This is a genomic window from Enterobacter sp. PTB (assembly GCF_051130085.1).
Taxonomy (GTDB): Bacteria; Pseudomonadota; Gammaproteobacteria; order Enterobacterales; family Enterobacteriaceae; genus Enterobacter; species Enterobacter ludwigii.
Genome location: NZ_JBDKEE010000006.1, coordinates 21,851 through 39,644, shown reverse-complemented (window position 1 = coordinate 39,644; position 17,794 = coordinate 21,851). Strand labels below are relative to the sequence as shown.

The following is a 17,794-nucleotide window of genomic DNA, read 5'->3' as shown; positions in this document are numbered from 1 at the left end:
TGACCATTGATTTTCAGGAGATTTTTGTAGACGTGGAGGTACTAAAAGGTTTCAGACCGCAGGATATAAGGGATTTTGGTGAAATTTAGTCGGCCTGAGGAGACGTTAGGATGGTGCCGATAATAGGAGTCGAACCTACGACCTTCGCATTACGAATGCGCTGCTCTACCAACTGAGCTATATCGGCCCTGAAAGGCCGGTTACGAGCGTAACCACGGGGCAAAAGGTTAGATCTAACCGGGTGATGCGTCAATGCCCTTTTGAATCAAACGGCTATTTTTGCATCACCCGTGATTATTTACGCACGAATCGTATCATCACCGAAGCCGATCCACTTGTAGGTGGTCAGTGCTTCCAGGCCCATCGGGCCTCTTGCATGCAGTTTTTGCGTGCTGACAGCAACTTCTGCGCCCAGGCCGAACTGGCCACCGTCGGTGAAGCGGGTTGAGGCATTCACGTACACGGCGGAGGAGTCCACCTCATTCACAAAGCGATCGGCATTGCGCAGGGTACGTGTCAGAATCGCATCCGAGTGCTGGGTACCATGTTCACGGATGTGAGCAATGGCATCGTCAAGGCTCGCAACCACCTTCACGTTCAAATCCAGCGACAGAAACTCGTCGTCGTACTGTTCCGCTTTGACCGGTACCACCGACGCCGGGCCGTCTTTCAGCAGTGCCAACGCGTTGGCATCCGCGTGCAGCGTCACGCCGCTTTCGGCCATCTGTTTGCTCAGCGCAGGCAGGAAGGTGTTGGCGATGCCCTGATGCACCAGCAGCGTTTCAACCGTATTACAGGTGCTTGGACGCTGGGTTTTGGCATTGACGATAATCTTCAGCGCCGGTTCAATCTCGGCACTGTCATCAACCACGATATGGCACACGCCGATACCGCCCGTGATCACAGGAATGGTCGACTGCTCACGGCACAGCTTGTGCAGGCCCGCGCCACCGCGTGGGATCAGCATGTCGATGTATTTATCCATGCGCAGCATCTCGTTCACCAGCGCACGGTCCGGGCTCTCGATTGCCTGTACGGCACCTGCCGGCAGGCCGCACTCTTCCAGCGCCTGCTGGATAACGTTTACGGTCGCGGCGTTGGTACGCCAGGTCTCTTTCCCGCCACGCAGAATGGCAGCGTTGCCAGTCTTCAGGCACAGGGAAGCGACATCAACCGTAACGTTGGGACGGGCTTCATAGATCACGCCAATCACGCCCAGCGGCACGCGACGACGCTCAAGGCGCAGCCCGCTGTCGAGCAGCCCACCATCAATGACCTGACCAACCGGATCGGCAAGATTGCAGACCTGGCGGACATCGTCAGCGATGCCTTTCAGACGTGCCGGGGTCAGCGCCAGGCGGTCGAGCATTGCTTCGCTCAGGCCATTGCGACGCGCTTCGAGCAGATCCTGCTCGTTGGCGAGCAGAATCTCCTGCGACTGCGATTCCAGATAATCAGCGATTTTTTCCAGTACGCGGTTTTTCTCGCGGCTGGAAAGGAGCGCCAGTTTGTAAGAGGCGGCCTTCGCGGCTGCGCCCATTTGTTCCAGCATTTTCTGGCTCCTTAACGAATAATCATGTCATCACGATGCACGGCAACCGGGCCATATTCATAACCCAGAATGGCGTCGATCTGCTGTGAATGGTGACCCGCAATACGGCGCAGGGCATCGCTGTTGTAGCGGCTTACGCCATGGGCGATGTCACGACCTTCGAGATTACGGATACGGATCACTTCACCACGCGAGAAGTTGCCTGTCACGCTTTTAATTCCTTTAGGAAGTAATGAGCTCCCTCTTTCCAGAATTGCGGCGGTCGCCCCTTCATCAACGGTGAGTTCGCCTGCCGGCGGTGCGCCAAAGATCCAGCGTTTACGGTTTTCCAGCGGTGAGGCCTGCGCGTGGAAACGGGTTCCCACGGAGATGCCTTCCATCACGTCGCCAATCACGCCAGGACGGCTGCCCGCGGCAATGATGGTGTCGATACCGGCACGGCATGCCACGTCGGCAGCCTGCAGTTTGGTCCCCATCCCGCCGGTCCCGAGGCCTGAAACGCTGTCACCTGCGATGGCGCGTAGCGCATCGTCGATACCGTGTACATCGGTAATCAGTTCAGCATCTGGATTTGAACGCGGATCGGCGGTGAAGAGCCCTTGCTGGTCGGTCAGGAGCAGTAATTTATCTGCGCCTGCCAGAATCGCGGCCAGCGCCGAGAGGTTATCGTTATCACCCACTTTGATTTCAGCGGTGGCAACGGCATCGTTTTCGTTAATGACGGGAACGATGTTGTTATCCAGCAGCGCGCGCAGCGTATCGCGCGCGTTCAGGAAACGCTCCCGGTCTTCCATATCCGCACGCGTCAGCAGCATCTGCCCGACGTGGATGCCATAGATAGAAAACAGCTGTTCCCAGAGTTGAATGAGTCGGCTTTGTCCCACGGCGGCCAGCAGCTGTTTAGAAGCGATCGTCGCGGGGAGTTCGGGGTAACCCAGGTGTTCACGCCCGGCGGCAATCGCCCCGGAGGTCACAATTACAATACGATGCCCTGCGGCATGCAACTGAGCGCACTGACGTACAAGCTCAACAATGTGGGCGCGATTAAGGCGGCGCGATCCGCCTGTTAAAACACTGGTACCGAGTTTTACCACCAGCGTCTGGCTGTCACTCATGATTCTCTGCCGTTCAACGATAAGGGAAAATGATGTCAAACGAACGTTTTAACAGGTGTCAGCCCCGTTGCCAACTGCCTTAGCACATCGCGAAACACTTTGTTGCGCGGGATCAGGAAGCGTAGCGGCAAAATTTGACAGTTTTATTACCGAAATAATAAATCACAGTTTTTTAAAATTATTCTTAATTTGTCATAAAAGTTTCATTGCGTAACGTTAAAACCCTTTCTGTTTTTTCACGGGACTTAAGCATGAGCTTATCGTCCAGCGAATTTTTTTAGCGCGTTTATAAGACAGGATCGAAAATGAAAAAGAGCACACTGGCATTAGTGGTAATGGGCGTTGTGGCTTCCGCATCTGTACACGCAGCCGAAGTTTATAATAAAAACGGTAATAAACTAGACGTATACGGCAAAGTTAAAGCAATGCACTACATCAGCGATGATGACACTAAAGATGGTGACCAGACTTACGTCCGTTTCGGTTTTAAAGGCGAAACACAGATTAACGATCAGCTGACGGGCTATGGCCGTTGGGAAGCTGAATTTGCCGGTAACAAAGCAGAAAGCGACTCTACACAGAAAACGCGTCTGGCGTTTGCTGGTCTGAAACTGAAAGACATTGGCTCTCTGGATTACGGTCGTAACCTGGGCGCACTGTACGACGTTGAAGCCTGGACCGATATGTTCCCTGAGTTCGGCGGTGACTCTTCAGCCCAGACTGATAACTTCATGACCAAACGTGCGAGCGGTCTTGCCACCTACCGTAACACCGACTTCTTCGGTGCGGTTGATGGCCTGGATATGACCCTGCAGTATCAGGGCAAAAACGAAAACCGCGACGTCAAAAAACAGAACGGTGACGGTTTCGGTACCTCTCTGACCTATGACTTCGGTGGCAGCGACTTCGCCGTCAGCGGTGCCTACACCAACTCTGACCGTACTAACGCACAAAACCTGCTGACGCGCGGTGAAGGTAAAAAAGCGGAAGCATGGGCAACCGGTCTGAAATATGACGCTAACGATATTTATCTGGCAGCGATGTACTCTGAAACCCGCAATATGACCCCAATTTCGGGTGGTTTTGCGAATAAGGCTCAGAACTTTGAAGTTGTTGCACAATACCAGTTCGATTTCGGTCTGCGTCCGTCCCTGGGTTATGTCCAGTCTAAAGGCAAGGATATCGAAGGTGTGGGTGACGAAGATCTGGTGAAATACATCGACGTGGGCGCGACCTATTATTTCAACAAAAATATGTCCGCGTTTGTTGATTATAAAATCAACCAGATTGATGACGACAATAAACTGGGCGTGAGCAGTGATGACATCGTTGCTCTGGGTATGACCTACCAGTTCTGATATTGTTGAAATAAAAAATCCCGGCGCAGATGCCGGGATTTTTTTGCCTGGAGGGGGTCGGGTTTACTGCCCTCACCCCATCCCTCGCGAAGAGAGAAATATCGCGATTACGCCGTCAGCTTAACCGCTTCGCTGGAAAAGTTATCCGCGGGTTCAAGCTTCAGATCCAGGGTGGCCAGCAGTGCTCTTGCCTTTTCGAGGTACTCTTTCAAAGTATGCTCCAGGCGGTCGATCACTTCCTGGTCTTTGATAGGGGCTGTTTGCCAGTAGCCGTCTTTATTAAACAGGCCGAACTGGTAGCTATACGTAAAACGTTTTTCTTCCGCTTCCATTTCCATCCACCAGCCCCAGAATTCACGTTTTTCGGGTGCAGGCTTCACGTTGACGCATACAGCCAGGCAGTCGAAAAAAAAGCGATTTTCTTCACACTGCTCTTCTCGAATATACGGGCCGAGAGCCATAAACTTCTTGATCAGTCTACTTTTCGGGTGTCCACTCGGTAACGTCATTGCGATCTCCTTTTGTGAAGCCACTGTTTTACCAAACCAGCAAAATTTAGCAATCTATTAACACAATCTCTGCGCGATCCAGCGTGTGATCTCTCTCAATGCTTTGTCAAAATTCTGGTACACCGGGCTGAACGGTACCTCAAGCAATTTGCCATCCGCAGATGACGAAGTGATTAAGCGTGACTCCTCTTCGGGACTGAAGGGATCGTTTTTCCAGTACCCTGACATCATCGGCGTAGGACAACGCCGTCCCAGCAACCCCTGCGTTTTTAGCGAGTAACGATTGAGTTCAACGCGCAGCGCTTCGTCTGATGCATCATGCATGCCAAGGCGGCTGGCCAGCACATCAAGGTACATTTCCGGCACGCGGCCCTGCCGGGTCGGATCGCTGAGCAGGGCGTGCACCACCGGACCGAGACAGGCGACGGCCTTCAGGCGCGAAGCTTCAAGGTAAGCCAGACGCACGGCGACGTTGGCGCCAAAGCGGAAGCCAAATGCAGCAACACGCGTGTGGTCAACCCATGGAATGTTTTCCAGCGCTTTTAGTGCATGTTGGTGCAGAAGACTCGAGTCCTGAGTCAGTTTCCATTTGGATGAAAAGCCAATTGAGGGCATATCCAGCGTCAGCATCGCGATCCCTTTTGGTGCGAAGTAACGCTCATACAGGCTGTAATAGTCGATTTGCAGTGAATCCAGCCCGCCGCACATCAGAACGGTCGGGAACGGGCCTTCGCCTTCTGGCATATGCAGGAACCCGGTGACGGGCGCGCCACCCGGGATGGTAAACTCCAGCTCGCGCATCCGGCCCGGCAAGCGTTGAGCGGCCTCTTCGTAGGCGCGATTCGCCAGCGCCTGAGCCTGCTCGGCCAGCTCATCACCTTTCAAATGCGGGTATGCGGCAATAGCATAGAGGTTGGCCGCATGCAGCCAGTGTTTGCCGCTGAGCGTGGCATCCTCTTCCTGGCTGGCTTTTTGCTGCCAGAGCATCGCCTGTTTAGACCATTCGTAGATCCAGTTTCCCCCGCGATAACCCACGACCGTATCGTAGAGTTCACTGTCGGTGCGCTCGGCTTCGCTCATCACGATACGCGCCTGCACATCAAGGATTTCACGGGGATCAATACCGCGCCAGATCCACATCAGACGGTTAATCATGCGGTACCAGTGGGGCACGTTTTTACCGTCTAATGCAGACTGGACGGCAGGCATGGTCCCCGGATTAAACCGGCGCACCAGCGTCGACGTTTCAGGATGTTTGAAACGGGGTTTGAAGAGAGTCTCGGTGAGATTCGCCTGCGTCATTACGTTGCCTCCATGAATACGTCATATAGAGACCATTGTAACGCGCGTCAGACTAAAAAAAACAACGCCCGGTATCACCGGGCATTAAATAAGTGCGTAAGAGAATTAACGACCAGAGATTGGCGGTACGAATACCACGCCCATATCCCATGGCTGTTCAATCCAGGTATCCTGAGGGATATCAATCACGTAATCGTCAACCAGCGGACGGCCTGCTGGCTTCGCGAAGATGGTGACGAAGTGGGCTTTTGGATACATTTCGCGGATAGCCACCGCGGTACCGCCGGTATCAACCAGGTCGTCGATAACGATGAAGCCTTCACCGTCGCCTTCCGCACGTTTCAGCACGGTCAGCTCACGCTGGTTGTCATGGTCATAGCTGGAGATGCATACGGTATCGACATGACGAATACCCAGCTCACGTGCCAGCAGCGCCCCCGGTACCAGACCGCCACGGCTGACGGCAATAATGCCTTTCCACTGTTCGGAAGGCATCAGACGCGCAGCCAGTTTGCGTGCGTGAATCTGCAACATGTCCCAGGTGACGACGTATTTTTCGCTCATGTGAAGTGTCCCAGCCTGTTTGTATACGGCTTAAAAAGTGTTCGAGGGGGAAATAGGTTGCGCGAGATTATAGAGATCTGACGCACTAAAAACCAGTGTTTAGCGCCCGGAGCCTGAGTTTTTACATGCTTTATGCTACCAGCCACCGGAGAAAGTGGTATTCTCAGTTGCATCTCGCAAGCCTGTCTTGTGGTAACTATTAACCTGCTAACCCTGTGACCTGCAACTCGCTTTGCAGGGCATCGACAAGGAGACTTATCGTGTCTGAACTGTCTCAATTATCTCCACAGCCACTGTGGGATATTTTTGCCAAAATCTGTTCCATTCCCCACCCTTCCTACCATGAAGAACAGCTTGCCGAACATATTATAGGCTGGGCGAAGGAAAAAGGTCTGCATGCTGAACGCGACCAGGTTGGCAACATTCTGATCCGCAAACCGGCGACCGCAGGCATGGAAAACCGTAAACCGGTTGTGCTACAGGCGCACCTGGACATGGTTCCACAGAAAAACAACGACACCGTTCACGACTTCACCAAAGACCCTATCCAGCCTTACATCGATGGCGACTGGGTGAAAGCGCGCGGCACGACCCTTGGTGCAGATAACGGCATTGGTATGGCGTCTGCTCTGGCCGTCCTGGCGGACGACAGCGTTGAGCACGGTCCGCTGGAAGTGCTGCTGACCATGACGGAAGAAGCAGGCATGGACGGCGCGTTCGGTCTGCAGGCGAACTGGCTGCAGGCGGACATTCTGATCAACACCGACTCTGAAGAAGAGGGTGAGATCTACATGGGCTGCGCCGGCGGGATTGATTTCATCACTACCCTGCCACTGTCACGCGAAGCGATCCCTGCTGGTTTCCAGACCTTCAAGCTGACGCTGAAAGGGCTGAAAGGCGGCCACTCCGGTGGTGATATTCACCTGGGTCTGGGCAACGCCAACAAACTGCTGGCACGCTTCCTGGCTGGCCACGCGGCTGAGCTGGATCTGCGTCTGGTGGATTTCAACGGTGGCACACTGCGCAATGCCATTCCGCGTGAAGCCTTCACGACCGTGGCAGTACCCGCAGCTAAAGCTGACGAGCTGAAAAAGCTTTCCAGCGTATACCTGGATATCCTGAAAAACGAACTGTCAGCGAAAGAGAAGAACCTGACCGTGGTGCTGGAGTCCGTGACTACCGACAAAGCGGCACTGACCTCCCCGTCTCGTGACGCCTTCGTTCAGCTGCTGAACGCGACGCCAAACGGCGTAATTCGTAACTCAGACGTCGCGAAAGGCGTGGTTGAAACCTCCCTGAACGTGGGCGTGGTCACCATGAGTGATGACAGCGCGGAGATCATCTGCCTGATCCGCTCGCTTATCGACAGCGGTAAAGAGTATGTGGTGAGCATGCTGGAGTCTCTGGGTAAACTGGCGGGTGCGCGCACCTCCGCAAAAGGTAGCTACCCAGGCTGGCAGCCGGATGCCAGTTCCCCGGTGATGGCGCTGGTGCGTGAAACTTACCAGCGTCTGTTCAACAGTACCCCGAACATTCAGGTGATCCACGCCGGTCTGGAGTGTGGTCTGTTCAAGAAACCGTATCCGAACATGGACATGGTGTCTATCGGGCCAACCATTACCGGCCCGCACTCGCCGGATGAGCAGGTTCATATTGAAAGCGTGGGTCATTACTGGACTCTGCTGACTGAACTGCTGAAAGCGATCCCTGCTAAGTAATTCGCCGTATGATGCCCGGTAGCACGTTGCCTGCCGGGCTGACAAATCCGCCTGCTATAACCCCAATACCAGCTGCCGCTCCAGTTGCGGGTCCAGCAGCGTCACGTGTAACCCCACCAGCCTGACTCCCCGCCCTGCCCGTCGTTCTTCCCAGGCTTTTCTCGCGGTGGCGATAAGATCGTCTTTATTCAGTCGCGGCCAGACATGCTCCTGCGTCGTCTGCTGGAAATCGTTAAACTTCAGCTTAACGCCCTGACGGGCAATCAGCAGATCGGGTTTTACTTTCGCTAACCGCCGCTCCAGTTCGGGATAAAGTTGGTCAGTGATAATGACTTCACACTCGGACCAGTCATGGATGTCTTCCATCAGCGTGCGTTCAACCCCGACCGATTTACGCAGCCGCTCACTGCTCACGCTGCGCTCATCAATTCCCTGACTGCGCTCCCACAGCACGCGACCAAACTTACCGAAACGCTTGAGCAGCATGGCCAGATCGCTTCGCTGTACATCTTCACAGGTCCGTAATCCCATACTTTCCAGCTTTGCAGCAGACACTTTCCCCACGCCGGGGATTTTGCCGAGCGGCAGCGTTTTTAAAAACGCCGGAACCTCTTCCGGAGTGATGACGTACTGACCATCGGGTTTATTCAAATCAGACGCTATTTTGGCGAGAAATTTCACCGGTGCGACGCCCGCGGAAGCGGTCAGATTTAGCTCGTTGAAGATAGTCCGGCGGATCTCCTGCGCCATTAACGTTGCGGAGCCGTGGCAGTGCAGGCTGTCAGTGACATCCAGGTAGGCTTCGTCCAGTGACAGAGGTTCAATCAGCGAGGTATAGCGAGAGAAGATCTCGCGGATATGCAGGGAGGCTTCTTTGTAGGCTTCAAATCGGCCGGGCAACAGTGTGAGATGAGGGCACAGCTTTAGCGCCATGGCAGTTGGCATAGCGCTGCGCACGCCAAATTTACGCGCAGGGTAGTTGGCGGTACTGATCACACCGCGCTGGACACGGCTACCGCCAATCGCAATAGGTATATCCCGCAGCGCCGGATTGTCACGCATCTCCACTGCGGCAAAAAAGCAGTCCATATCGACATGGATTATTTTGCGCATAGTAAGCCCTCACTCATCACTGGATAAGTATACAGTAAAGAAATGAGAGTTGAGAAGTGTGTTTCCCCTCTCCTCCTGGAAGAGGGAAAACACCGGATTCACTACAGGATCCGCCGGGCCTCACGCGCCATGCGTTTTTTACGGGCGTCGCAGGGTTCGGGGCAGTCGCACACTTTTTCCATCCCGAGCGCGGAGATACCACCACAGCTGCCCTGAATGCTTTTACGCTTTATGATCCAGCCCAGAGACATGCCGAGTACAACAAGCAAAAAAACCGCGAAAGTTGCCAGAAACGTCAGCATCATCACCCCCCGAAGTCATCCAGCAGGATGTTCTCATCTTCCACACCCAGATCTTTTAGCATCTTAATGACTGCAGCGTTCATCACTGGCGGCCCACACATGTAAAATTCGCAATCCTCTGGCGCAGGATGCTGCTTGAGGTAGTTTTCATAAAGCACGTTGTGGATGAACCCCGTGTGGCCGGTCCAGTTATCTTCCGGTTGCGGATCGGAGAGGGCCACATGGAAGGTGAAGTTTGGGTTTTCACGCGCCAGTTGCTCAAACTCATCATCATAGAACATCTCTCGCAGCGAGCGTGCCCCGTACCAGAAGCTGATTTTGCGCTTGCTCCCGAGGCGCTTGAGCTGGTCAAAAATGTGCGAACGCATCGGTGCCATGCCCGCGCCACCACCGATAAAGACCATTTCAGCCTCGGTCTCTTTAGCAAAGAACTCGCCAAACGGACCGGAGATGGTCACCTTATCACCCGGTTTCAGGGACCAAATATACGACGACATGACGCCCGGAGGTGCATCAGGCACATTCGGCGGCGGCGTGGCGATACGCACGTTGAGCATAATGATGCCCTTCTCGTCCGGGTAGTTGGCCATTGAGTAGGCGCGAAGCGTCGGTTCTTTAACGTCAGACACAAAACGGAAAAGATTGAATTTGTCCCAGTCGGCACGGTACTCATCCGGAACGTCGAAGTCCGCATACGCCACGGTGTGATCCGGGCACTCAATCTGGATGTATCCCCCTGCCCGGAACGGAACATCTTCCCCTTCCGGCACGCGCAGCTTCAGCTCTTTAATGAAAGTCGCTTTGTTATCGTTAGAGATAACTTCGCACTCCCATTTTTTGACCCCGAAGATCTCTTCCGGCAGCTCAATTTTCATGTCCTGGCGCACCGCGACCTGGCAGGCCAGACGGCAACCCTCTTTTGCCTCACGCTTCGTGATATGCGCCAGCTCAGTGGGCAGAATATCCCCGCCCCCCTCTTTCACCGTGACGCGGCACTGACCGCAGGAGCCACCGCCACCGCAGGCCGAGGAGACAAAGATCCCGTTGCCGGAGAGCGTATTGAGCAGTTTATCCCCCGCCGGCGTGCGGATCTGGTTTTGCGGCTCACCGTTGATATCAATCACCACGTCGCCGGAATTCACCAGCTTCGCGCGTGCCGCCAGAATCAGCCCTGACAACACCAGTACAATCAGCGTGAACATCACCACGCCAAGAATAATTTCCATCTGTTAGCCCTTATAGCTGCACACCGGAGAAGGACATAAAGCCCAGCGCCATCAGCCCGGTGGTGATAAAGGTGATCCCTAAGCCACGTAAACCCGCAGGCACATTGGCATATTTCATTTTTTCGCGGATCCCCGCCATGGTGACGATAGCCAGCATCCAGCCGATGCCGGAGCCGAAACCATACACAACGGATTCACTGAAGTTGTAATCACGCTGAACCATAAACGATACGCCACCAAAGATGGCGCAGTTCACCGCGATCAACGGCAGAAAAATCCCCAGCGCGTTGTATAGCGACGGGAAATACCTGTCGAGGATCATCTCCAGGATTTGTACCAGCGCCGCAATCACACCGATAAAGGTGATGAAGTTCAGGAAGCTGAGATCGACACCGTCTACCAGCGCACCGTCGCGCAGCACAAAGTTGTACACCAGGTTGTTAATCGGTACAGATAAGCCGAGCACCACCGTGACCGCGACACCCAGACCAAATGCCGTCGATACCTTTTTGGAAACGGCAAGAAACGTACACATGCCCAGGAAAAACGCGAGTGCCATGTTTTCAACAAACACCGCGCGCACAAATAAACTCAGATAATGAGCCATCGTCGGTTACTCCTTTTCCTGCTGTTCTGGCTTCAGGGTACGAATCAGCCAGATCAGCAAACCGATAATGAAAAATGCGCTTGGGGCCAGCAGGAAGAGTCCGTTTGGCAGATACCAGCCGCCGTTTTGTACCGTGTCCAGCACCGTGACGCCAAACAGCTTACCGCTGCCAATCAGCTCGCGCAGGAACCCAACGGTCAGCAGGATAACGCCGTAACCGAGACCGTTACCGATCCCATCCATAAAGCTCGCCAGCGGAGGCATTTTCATTGCATAAGCTTCGGCACGCCCCATTACGATGCAGTTGGTGATAATCAGGCCGACAAACACCGAGAGCTGTTTTGACGTTTCATACGCGAAAGCGCGCAATAGCTGATCGACCACGATCACCAGCGACGCGATGATCGCCATCTGCACAATGATCCTCACGCTATTCGGGATGTGGTGGCGGATCATGGAGATAAACATGCTGGAAAATGCCGTCACCAGCGTGACCGCGACGGTCATAACCAGCGCGGTTTCCAGTTTTGTCGTGACCGCCAGCGCCGAACAGACGCCCAGTACCTGTAAGGTAATAGGGTTATTCGCCAGCAGCGGGCCAATGAGCACCTTTTTGACTTCTTTCAGTTCACCCGTATCAGCCATTGTTCAGCGCTCCTTCACGTACGTTTTTCAGGAAAGGACCAAAGCCCAGCTCGCCCATCCAGAAATCAAAACTGTGCTGCACCCCTTTTGACGTGAGCGTTGCCCCGGAAAGCCCGTCTACGGCATATTCGTCACCCGGACGCGCAGCCCCTTTCATCACCTTCAGGGCAGGCAGTCCGTTATCGTCGAGCACTTTCTTGCCGACAAACTGCGCGCGCCAGTTAGGGTTTTCAACCTCACCGCCGAGCCCCGGCGTTTCGCCCTGGTCATAATAGGTAATCCCTTTCACCGTGCGACCATCCGTATCGAGTGCCACAAAGGCGTACATCATCGACCATAGCCCGTTGCCGTATATCGGCAGCACGACCTCCTGCACCCGCTTCTGCTCATCGCGCACAAGGTAAATTTCGGCGAGGTTACTGCGACGCTTGATGCCAGCGGGATCTTGCGATGCCTCCAGCGTCAGGCTCATCTCAGGGTCTTTCAGTGCCAGCGCCTGGTTAAATTTCGTCGGGTCTTTATCCAGCAACTGGCCGGTTTTTAAATCCACCAGACGCGCCGAAATTCGCTCCGCGAAGAGTTCAGCCACGTCGTCTGTACTCATCCCTTCCTGCATTAATCCGGCCACAGCCAGGATGTTGCGTTGTTTATCCAGCGCACGCTGCTCCTGTTGCCGTGGTTTTAATCCCACGGCAGAGCCAGCCACGACAATGGAACAGACCAGGCAAAGGACCAGCACCACCAGCAGCGTTTTGCCGATGCTGTCGTTATTCTTGCTTTCAGCCACGCGCTTTCCTCCGCTTAATGTTGGCGCGCACGACCAGATAGTCGAAGAGCGGCGCAAACAGATTGGCAAACAGAATGGCCAACATCATCCCTTCCGGATAAGCCGGGTTGACCACACGAATCAGGACACACATCGCACCAATGAGCACGCCATAGCTCCATTTACCTTTGTCGGTAAAGGACGCAGAGACAGGATCGGTGGCCATGAACATCATGCCGAAAGCGAACCCACCCAGCACCAGATGCCAGTACCAGGGCATGGAGAACATCGGGTTGGTGGCAGAACCGATGAAATTAAACATCGTGGCTGTTAACACCATGCCAATCATTACCCCTGCGACAATGCGCCACGACGCGACGCGTCCGAAAAGAATGATGGCGCCACCGAGTAAAATCATCAGCGTGGAAACTTCCCCAACAGAGCCGGGAATGTTGCCAATAAAGGCATCCAGCCAGGTCACGGGTTGACCCGTGGCGTTGTTAACCAGCGTTTCGCCCCCGTGCGCGGCCCACTGCGAAAGCGGCGTCGCACCCGAGAACCCATCCGCGGCCGTCCACACCAGGTCGCCCGAGATTTGCGCCGGATACGCAAAGAACAGGAAAGCTCGCCCGGCCAGTGCCGGGTTGAGGAAGTTGCGCCCGGTGCCACCGAAGATCTCCTTGGCAATCACCACGCCAAAACTGATCCCCAGTGCCGCCTGCCAGAGCGGCAACGTCGGTGGAACAATCAGGGCAAACAGAATCGACGTCACGAAGAAGCCTTCGTTGATCTCATGTTTGCGAATAATGGCGAACAGCACTTCCCAGAAGCCCCCCACGATAAACACCGTGATGTAGATTGGCAGGAAGAATACGGCTCCCAGCGTCATCATGCTTATCCAGCCGGCATCGGCTGCAAAGCTGACGCCCAACGTCTGGGCCAGGCGGTAGTGCCAGTCCGACTGGATAACCTGAGCCAGCTGTGGGGCATCATATAAATGATGCAGCGCCGGAATGGTCTGCAGGCCAACGTTGTACATACCCCAGAACATGGCCGGGAAGACCGCAAACCAGACCAGAATCATCATTCGTTTGAGGTCGATAGCATCGCGGACGTGTGCCGCCCCTTTTGTGACCAGCCCCGGCGTGTAGAAAATGGTCGCCGTTGCTTCATACAGCGGGTAGTACTTCCTGAGCTTCCCGTGCGTAAAGTGCGGCTCTATTTTTTCAAAGAGGTGTTTTAAGCCCATCAGTTATCCTTCCTGCTCAATGCGGGTTAACACCTCGCGCAATACCGGTCCATATTCGTATTTTCCCGGACAGACATAGGTACAGAGCGCCAGATCTTCTTCGTCAAGCTCGAGGCACCCCAGCGCCTGGGCACTGTCGGTGTCGCCGGCCAGCAGATCGCGCAGCAGCAGAGTTGGCAGAATATCCAGCGGCATAACGCGCTCGTAGTTGCCAATCGGAACCATGGCGCGCTCTCCGCCGTGGGTGCTGGTCGAGAAATTAAAGAGTTTGCGACGCAGGAAGTGCCCAAGGGTGGTGCGGGTCACGGAATACTTCTCAGCGCCCGGCAAAACCCAGCCGAACAGCTCTTTCTCGCGACCTTCCAGAACCACGCTGACCTGCAAGTGGAAGCGCCCAAGATACGCCTGCGCGCCAGCCGCATGACGGCCACTGAGCACCGAGCCGGAAATCAGACGGTTTTCACCCTCTTTCGTTTCACCGGCAAGCAGTTCATTAATGTCCGCACCCAGCAGCGTTTTCACCAGGCGTGGATTTGCTGCCTGTGGCCCGCCGAGGGCGATCACCCGTTCAGCGCACAGTTCACCGGTGGTAAAGAGCTTACCAATGGCAATCACGTCCTGATAATTCAGATGCCAGACCTGTTTCGTCAGGCTCACCGGCTCCAGGAAGTGGATATGCGTTCCGACTAACCCCGCCGGGTGCGGGCCTGCAAACGTATTAAACGTAACTTGCCCCTGCGGATGGCCCCCGAGTTTGCCGCCGCCCGCCTGACAGACGTGGACCTTCCCCGAGGTCAGACGGGTTAACACGGTTAGCCCGGCATCAAACGCGTTACGCTGCGCCAGAATGATGGGCTCCGGGTCCGCGCTGAGCGGGTTGGTATCAATGGCGGTGACGAAAATAGCGGCCGGAAGCGTGTCCGGAACAGGCGATTTGCTGAAAGGTCGCGTGCGAAACGCCGTCCACAAGCCGGACGCCAGCAGTTGTGCCTGAACGGCTTCCCGGCTCAGGGCGGCGAGGTCTGCTGCGTCGAAACGGGAAAACTCACGTTGTTCGTCGCCTTCAATACGGATAACCACCGACTGCAGGACGCGACGTTCACCGCGATTGATTGCCACCACGGTACCGCTCGCGGGGGCCGTAAACATAACGCCAGGATTTTTTTTGTCCTCGAAGAGCGCCTGTCCTTTAATGACGCGATCGCTTTCCTGCACCAGCATTGAGGGACGCATTCCCAGGTAGTCATCGCCCAAAATGGCGACATGGCGGACACTTGCGCCAGGCGAAACGTGCGGCTCGGGCACGCCTGCAATCGGCAGATCAAGTCCTTTTCTGATTTTAAACATGTGGTTAGCAAGCTTCCATGAACTTCAATCCAGAGGGGGCGAAGTGTACCATTTTCGCTGTTTTTCGGGCACCAAAACCTCGGTTGCAGGCGCTAAAGTGCGAGGTATTACGCAAAGTTCCTGGAGCCAACGCGATTTTGATGGTTTATAAAGTAAAACTAATTTGTAAACTCACCGTCCGGCTCTTGCGAAAATCTATGGCGGTGCTAATGTGAGCGCACCTAACAGAATAATCTGATTTCGGGTCTCTTTTGCCGTCCTGGCAATTTGGTCTTAGTTTTATCAAGGAACTAGTAGTATGCGTAAAATCGCATTGTTCATTGCGATGCTCCTGATTCCGTGCGTATCGTTTGCCGGGCTGCTCAGCAGCAATAGCTCAACCACGCCGGTCAGCAAAGAATATAAACAGCAGTTAATGGGATCACCGGTTTATATTCAAATCTTCAAGGAAGAACGCACACTCGATCTGTTTGTAAAAATGGGCGAGACATATCAGCTGCTTGATAGTTACAAGATTTGTAACTACTCCGGTGGTCTGGGGCCAAAACAGCGTCAGGGCGATTTCAAAAGTCCGGAAGGGTTTTACAACGTTCAGCGTAGCCAGCTAAAACCTGACAGCCGCTTCTATAAAGCCATTAACATTGGCTTCCCGAACGCCTATGACCGTGCCCACGGTTATGAAGGCAAATACCTGATGATCCACGGTGCATGCGTGTCTATCGGCTGTTATGCGATGACCGATACCGGCATTGATGAGATTTTCCAGTTTGTCACCGGCGCATTGGTCTTTGGTCAGCCGAACGTTCAGGTCAGCATCTACCCGTTCCGCATGACCGATGCCAACATGGCACGTCACAAGTACTCCTACTACGCGGATTTCTGGAAACAGCTGAAACCGGGTTACGACTACTTTGAGCAGACGCACAAGCCGCCGGTTGTCTCGGTTGTCGATGGCCGCTATGTGGTCAGCAAGCCGCTGAGCCACGAAGTCGTCCAGCCACAGCTGGCATCAAACTACTCGGTCCCCGAGACAAAATAAGACCCACTCGCCTGGCATAATCTTTTGCCAGGTTTCGTTGCCCGTCAGTGGCTGGGTCGCGATCACTGTGACCACATCATTCGGTGTAGTCTCTCGTTGAAAATCAATTTCCACATCCTGATCAAGCAGCTTGGCGACGCCAAACGGCGCGCGGCGCGTGATCCAGAACAGATTGGTCGAACAGAACGCCATCACATAACGCCCGTCAGACAGCAGCATGTTGAACACGCCCTTCTCACGCAGTTCTGATGCCAGCGACGCAATGTATTTGAAGACGGCGGTCATGTTGCCGGGCGTGCGCGGATAACGCTGCGTCAGCTTGTGCAGCAGCCAGCAAAACGCTTTTTCGCTGTCGGTCTCACCGACCGGACGGAAATTGCCCGTCTCCAGCGACTTATAGCCGGAGAGCTGGCCATTGTGCGCGTAGGTCCAGTGACGGCCCCACAGCTCGCGGGTGAACGGGTGGGTATTTTCCAGCGCCACTTCCCCACGGTTTGCCTGACGGATGTGGGCAATCACCGAGCGGGACTTAATGGGATAGTCCTGCACCAGTCTGGCAATCGGGGAATTAAAGCTGGGCTGGGGATCTTTGAATGTGCGACATCCTTTGCCTTCGTAGAAGGTAATGCCCCAGCCGTCTTTATGCGGCCCGGTGCCCCCGCCGCGCTGAACGAGCCCGGTGAAGCTAAAGCAGATATCGGTTGGCACATTGGCGCTCATCCCGAGCAATTCGCACATACATCACCTCCACAACAGCGGGGGCAATCATGCCCCCAGCGAAGTCTTACTTAACCATCTCTTTTTCGATCAGCTGGATCAGGATGTGGATCACTTTGATGTGAATTTCCTGAATACGGTCAGCATAACCGAAGTGTGGAACACGGATTTCGATATCCGCCGTACCGTCCATCTTACCGCCATCTTTACCGGTCAGGGTGATGACTTTCATCCCTTTTTCACGCGCTGCGGCAATCGCTTTGATCACGTTAGCCGAGTTTCCGGACGTCGAAATACCCAGCAGCACGTCACCTTCACGGCCCACGGCTTCGACGTAGCGAGAGAAGATATAGTCATAACCAAAATCGTTACTGACGCAGGAAATGTGGCTCACATCGGAAATCGCAATCGCCGGGTAGCCCGGACGGTTTTCACGATAACGCCCGGTCAGCTCTTCTGCAAAGTGCATCGCATCACAGTGGGAACCACCGTTACCACAGGAGAGCACTTTACCGCCGGCCTTGAAACTGTCGGCCAGCAGGACCGCTGCGCGCTGAATAGCGTGAATATTGGCATCATCTTTCAGAAAGTTAGCCAGCGTTTCCGCCGCTTCGTTCAGTTCGTTACGAATAAGATCCTGGTACATGAGGATAATCCTTCAGTAT

Annotated in this window: 18 protein-coding genes and 1 tRNA gene; 3 read left to right on the top strand and 16 right to left on the bottom strand. The window is 54.5% G+C overall.

Annotated features, from left to right (window positions below; genetic code table 11):
- Positions 1-111: 111 nt before the first annotated feature.
- The 3 genes from AAIR21_RS09470 to proB form a co-directional block, all read right to left on the bottom strand.
- Positions 112-187, bottom strand: a tRNA-Thr gene (locus AAIR21_RS09470).
- Positions 188-298: 111 nt separating this feature from the next.
- Positions 299-1,552 carry a glutamate-5-semialdehyde dehydrogenase gene (proA, locus tag AAIR21_RS09465; protein WP_183516631.1) on the bottom strand — a complete coding sequence of 418 codons (1,254 nt, stop codon included), beginning with the start codon at positions 1,550-1,552 and terminating at the stop codon, positions 299-301.
- An 11-nt stretch (positions 1,553-1,563) separates the two neighbouring features.
- Positions 1,564-2,667, bottom strand: coding sequence for a glutamate 5-kinase (gene proB / locus AAIR21_RS09460; RefSeq protein ID WP_020882782.1), 1,104 nt, complete (start codon positions 2,665-2,667; stop codon positions 1,564-1,566).
- A gap of 305 nt (positions 2,668-2,972) precedes the next feature.
- On the opposite strand from proB, the gene phoE reads away from it, so the two are divergent.
- Positions 2,973-4,025 (top strand): phosphoporin PhoE, encoded by a 1,053-nt coding sequence (phoE, locus tag AAIR21_RS09455; RefSeq protein WP_014168769.1) that lies wholly within the window; start codon positions 2,973-2,975, stop codon positions 4,023-4,025.
- Between the two features lie 107 nt (positions 4,026-4,132).
- Here the strand turns inward: phoE and crl are convergent, their stop codons facing one another.
- The 3 genes from crl to gpt form a co-directional block, all read right to left on the bottom strand.
- Positions 4,133-4,534, bottom strand: coding sequence for a sigma factor-binding protein Crl (crl, locus tag AAIR21_RS09450; protein ID WP_020882784.1), 402 nt, complete (start codon positions 4,532-4,534; stop codon positions 4,133-4,135).
- Positions 4,535-4,591: 57 nt separating this feature from the next.
- Positions 4,592-5,836 (bottom strand): esterase FrsA, encoded by a 1,245-nt coding sequence (gene frsA / locus AAIR21_RS09445; RefSeq protein ID WP_014168767.1) that lies wholly within the window; start codon positions 5,834-5,836, stop codon positions 4,592-4,594.
- A gap of 105 nt (positions 5,837-5,941) precedes the next feature.
- Complete coding sequence (gene gpt, locus AAIR21_RS09440; protein ID WP_010427903.1) at positions 5,942-6,400, bottom strand: xanthine phosphoribosyltransferase; 459 nt, start codon at positions 6,398-6,400, stop codon at positions 5,942-5,944.
- A 260-nt stretch (positions 6,401-6,660) separates the two neighbouring features.
- Here gpt and pepD point away from each other — a divergent pair, with 260 nt between their 5' ends.
- Positions 6,661-8,118, top strand: coding sequence for a cytosol nonspecific dipeptidase (gene pepD / locus AAIR21_RS09435; protein WP_183516632.1), 1,458 nt, complete (start codon positions 6,661-6,663; stop codon positions 8,116-8,118).
- A gap of 54 nt (positions 8,119-8,172) precedes the next feature.
- On the opposite strand, the gene dinB is transcribed toward pepD, so the two are convergent.
- From dinB to AAIR21_RS09395, 8 genes are all read right to left on the bottom strand, one after another.
- Positions 8,173-9,231, bottom strand: coding sequence for a DNA polymerase IV (dinB, locus tag AAIR21_RS09430; RefSeq protein WP_014168765.1), 1,059 nt, complete (start codon positions 9,229-9,231; stop codon positions 8,173-8,175).
- A 101-nt stretch (positions 9,232-9,332) separates the two neighbouring features.
- Entirely contained in the window at positions 9,333-9,536 is a 204-nt protein-coding gene (gene nqrM / locus AAIR21_RS09425; protein ID WP_020882787.1) for a (Na+)-NQR maturation NqrM, read from the bottom strand.
- The gene (gene nqrF / locus AAIR21_RS09420; RefSeq protein WP_020882788.1) at positions 9,536-10,759 is read right to left on the bottom strand and encodes an NADH:ubiquinone reductase (Na(+)-transporting) subunit F; all 1,224 of its coding nucleotides are present in this window, start codon (positions 10,757-10,759) and stop codon (positions 9,536-9,538) included. Before nqrF ends, nqrM begins: the two co-directional genes overlap by 1 nt.
- A gap of 10 nt (positions 10,760-10,769) precedes the next feature.
- Positions 10,770-11,366, bottom strand: a complete 597-nt coding sequence (gene nqrE / locus AAIR21_RS09415) for an NADH:ubiquinone reductase (Na(+)-transporting) subunit E (RefSeq protein WP_014168762.1) — start codon at positions 11,364-11,366, stop codon at positions 10,770-10,772.
- A gap of 6 nt (positions 11,367-11,372) precedes the next feature.
- A complete protein-coding gene (locus AAIR21_RS09410; RefSeq protein WP_025205100.1) occupies positions 11,373-12,011 on the bottom strand; it encodes an NADH:ubiquinone reductase (Na(+)-transporting) subunit D in 639 nt (212 codons plus the stop codon).
- Complete coding sequence (locus tag AAIR21_RS09405; RefSeq protein ID WP_020882789.1) at positions 12,004-12,798, bottom strand: Na(+)-translocating NADH-quinone reductase subunit C; 795 nt, start codon at positions 12,796-12,798, stop codon at positions 12,004-12,006. Before AAIR21_RS09405 ends, AAIR21_RS09410 begins: the two co-directional genes overlap by 8 nt.
- A complete protein-coding gene (locus tag AAIR21_RS09400) occupies positions 12,791-14,026 on the bottom strand; it encodes an NADH:ubiquinone reductase (Na(+)-transporting) subunit B (protein WP_020882790.1) in 1,236 nt (411 codons plus the stop codon). Before AAIR21_RS09400 ends, AAIR21_RS09405 begins: the two co-directional genes overlap by 8 nt.
- 3 nt (positions 14,027-14,029) lie before the next feature.
- Positions 14,030-15,373 (bottom strand): Na(+)-translocating NADH-quinone reductase subunit A, encoded by a 1,344-nt coding sequence (locus AAIR21_RS09395; protein ID WP_150344219.1) that lies wholly within the window; start codon positions 15,371-15,373, stop codon positions 14,030-14,032.
- Positions 15,374-15,671: 298 nt separating this feature from the next.
- Here AAIR21_RS09395 and dpaA point away from each other — a divergent pair, with 298 nt between their 5' ends.
- Positions 15,672-16,412 carry a peptidoglycan meso-diaminopimelic acid protein amidase gene (dpaA, locus tag AAIR21_RS09390; protein WP_014168757.1) on the top strand — a complete coding sequence of 247 codons (741 nt, stop codon included), beginning with the start codon at positions 15,672-15,674 and terminating at the stop codon, positions 16,410-16,412.
- Here the strand turns inward: dpaA and AAIR21_RS09385 are convergent.
- Positions 16,383-17,150, bottom strand: coding sequence for a class II glutamine amidotransferase (locus AAIR21_RS09385; protein WP_014168756.1), 768 nt, complete (start codon positions 17,148-17,150; stop codon positions 16,383-16,385). The genes dpaA and AAIR21_RS09385 overlap by 30 nt on opposite strands.
- Before the next feature lie 46 nt (positions 17,151-17,196).
- Positions 17,197-17,775: a D-sedoheptulose 7-phosphate isomerase gene (gene lpcA / locus AAIR21_RS09380; RefSeq protein ID WP_014168755.1), complete on the bottom strand. Its 579-nt coding sequence runs from the start codon at positions 17,773-17,775 to the stop codon at positions 17,197-17,199.
- Positions 17,776-17,794 lie beyond the last annotated feature (19 nt).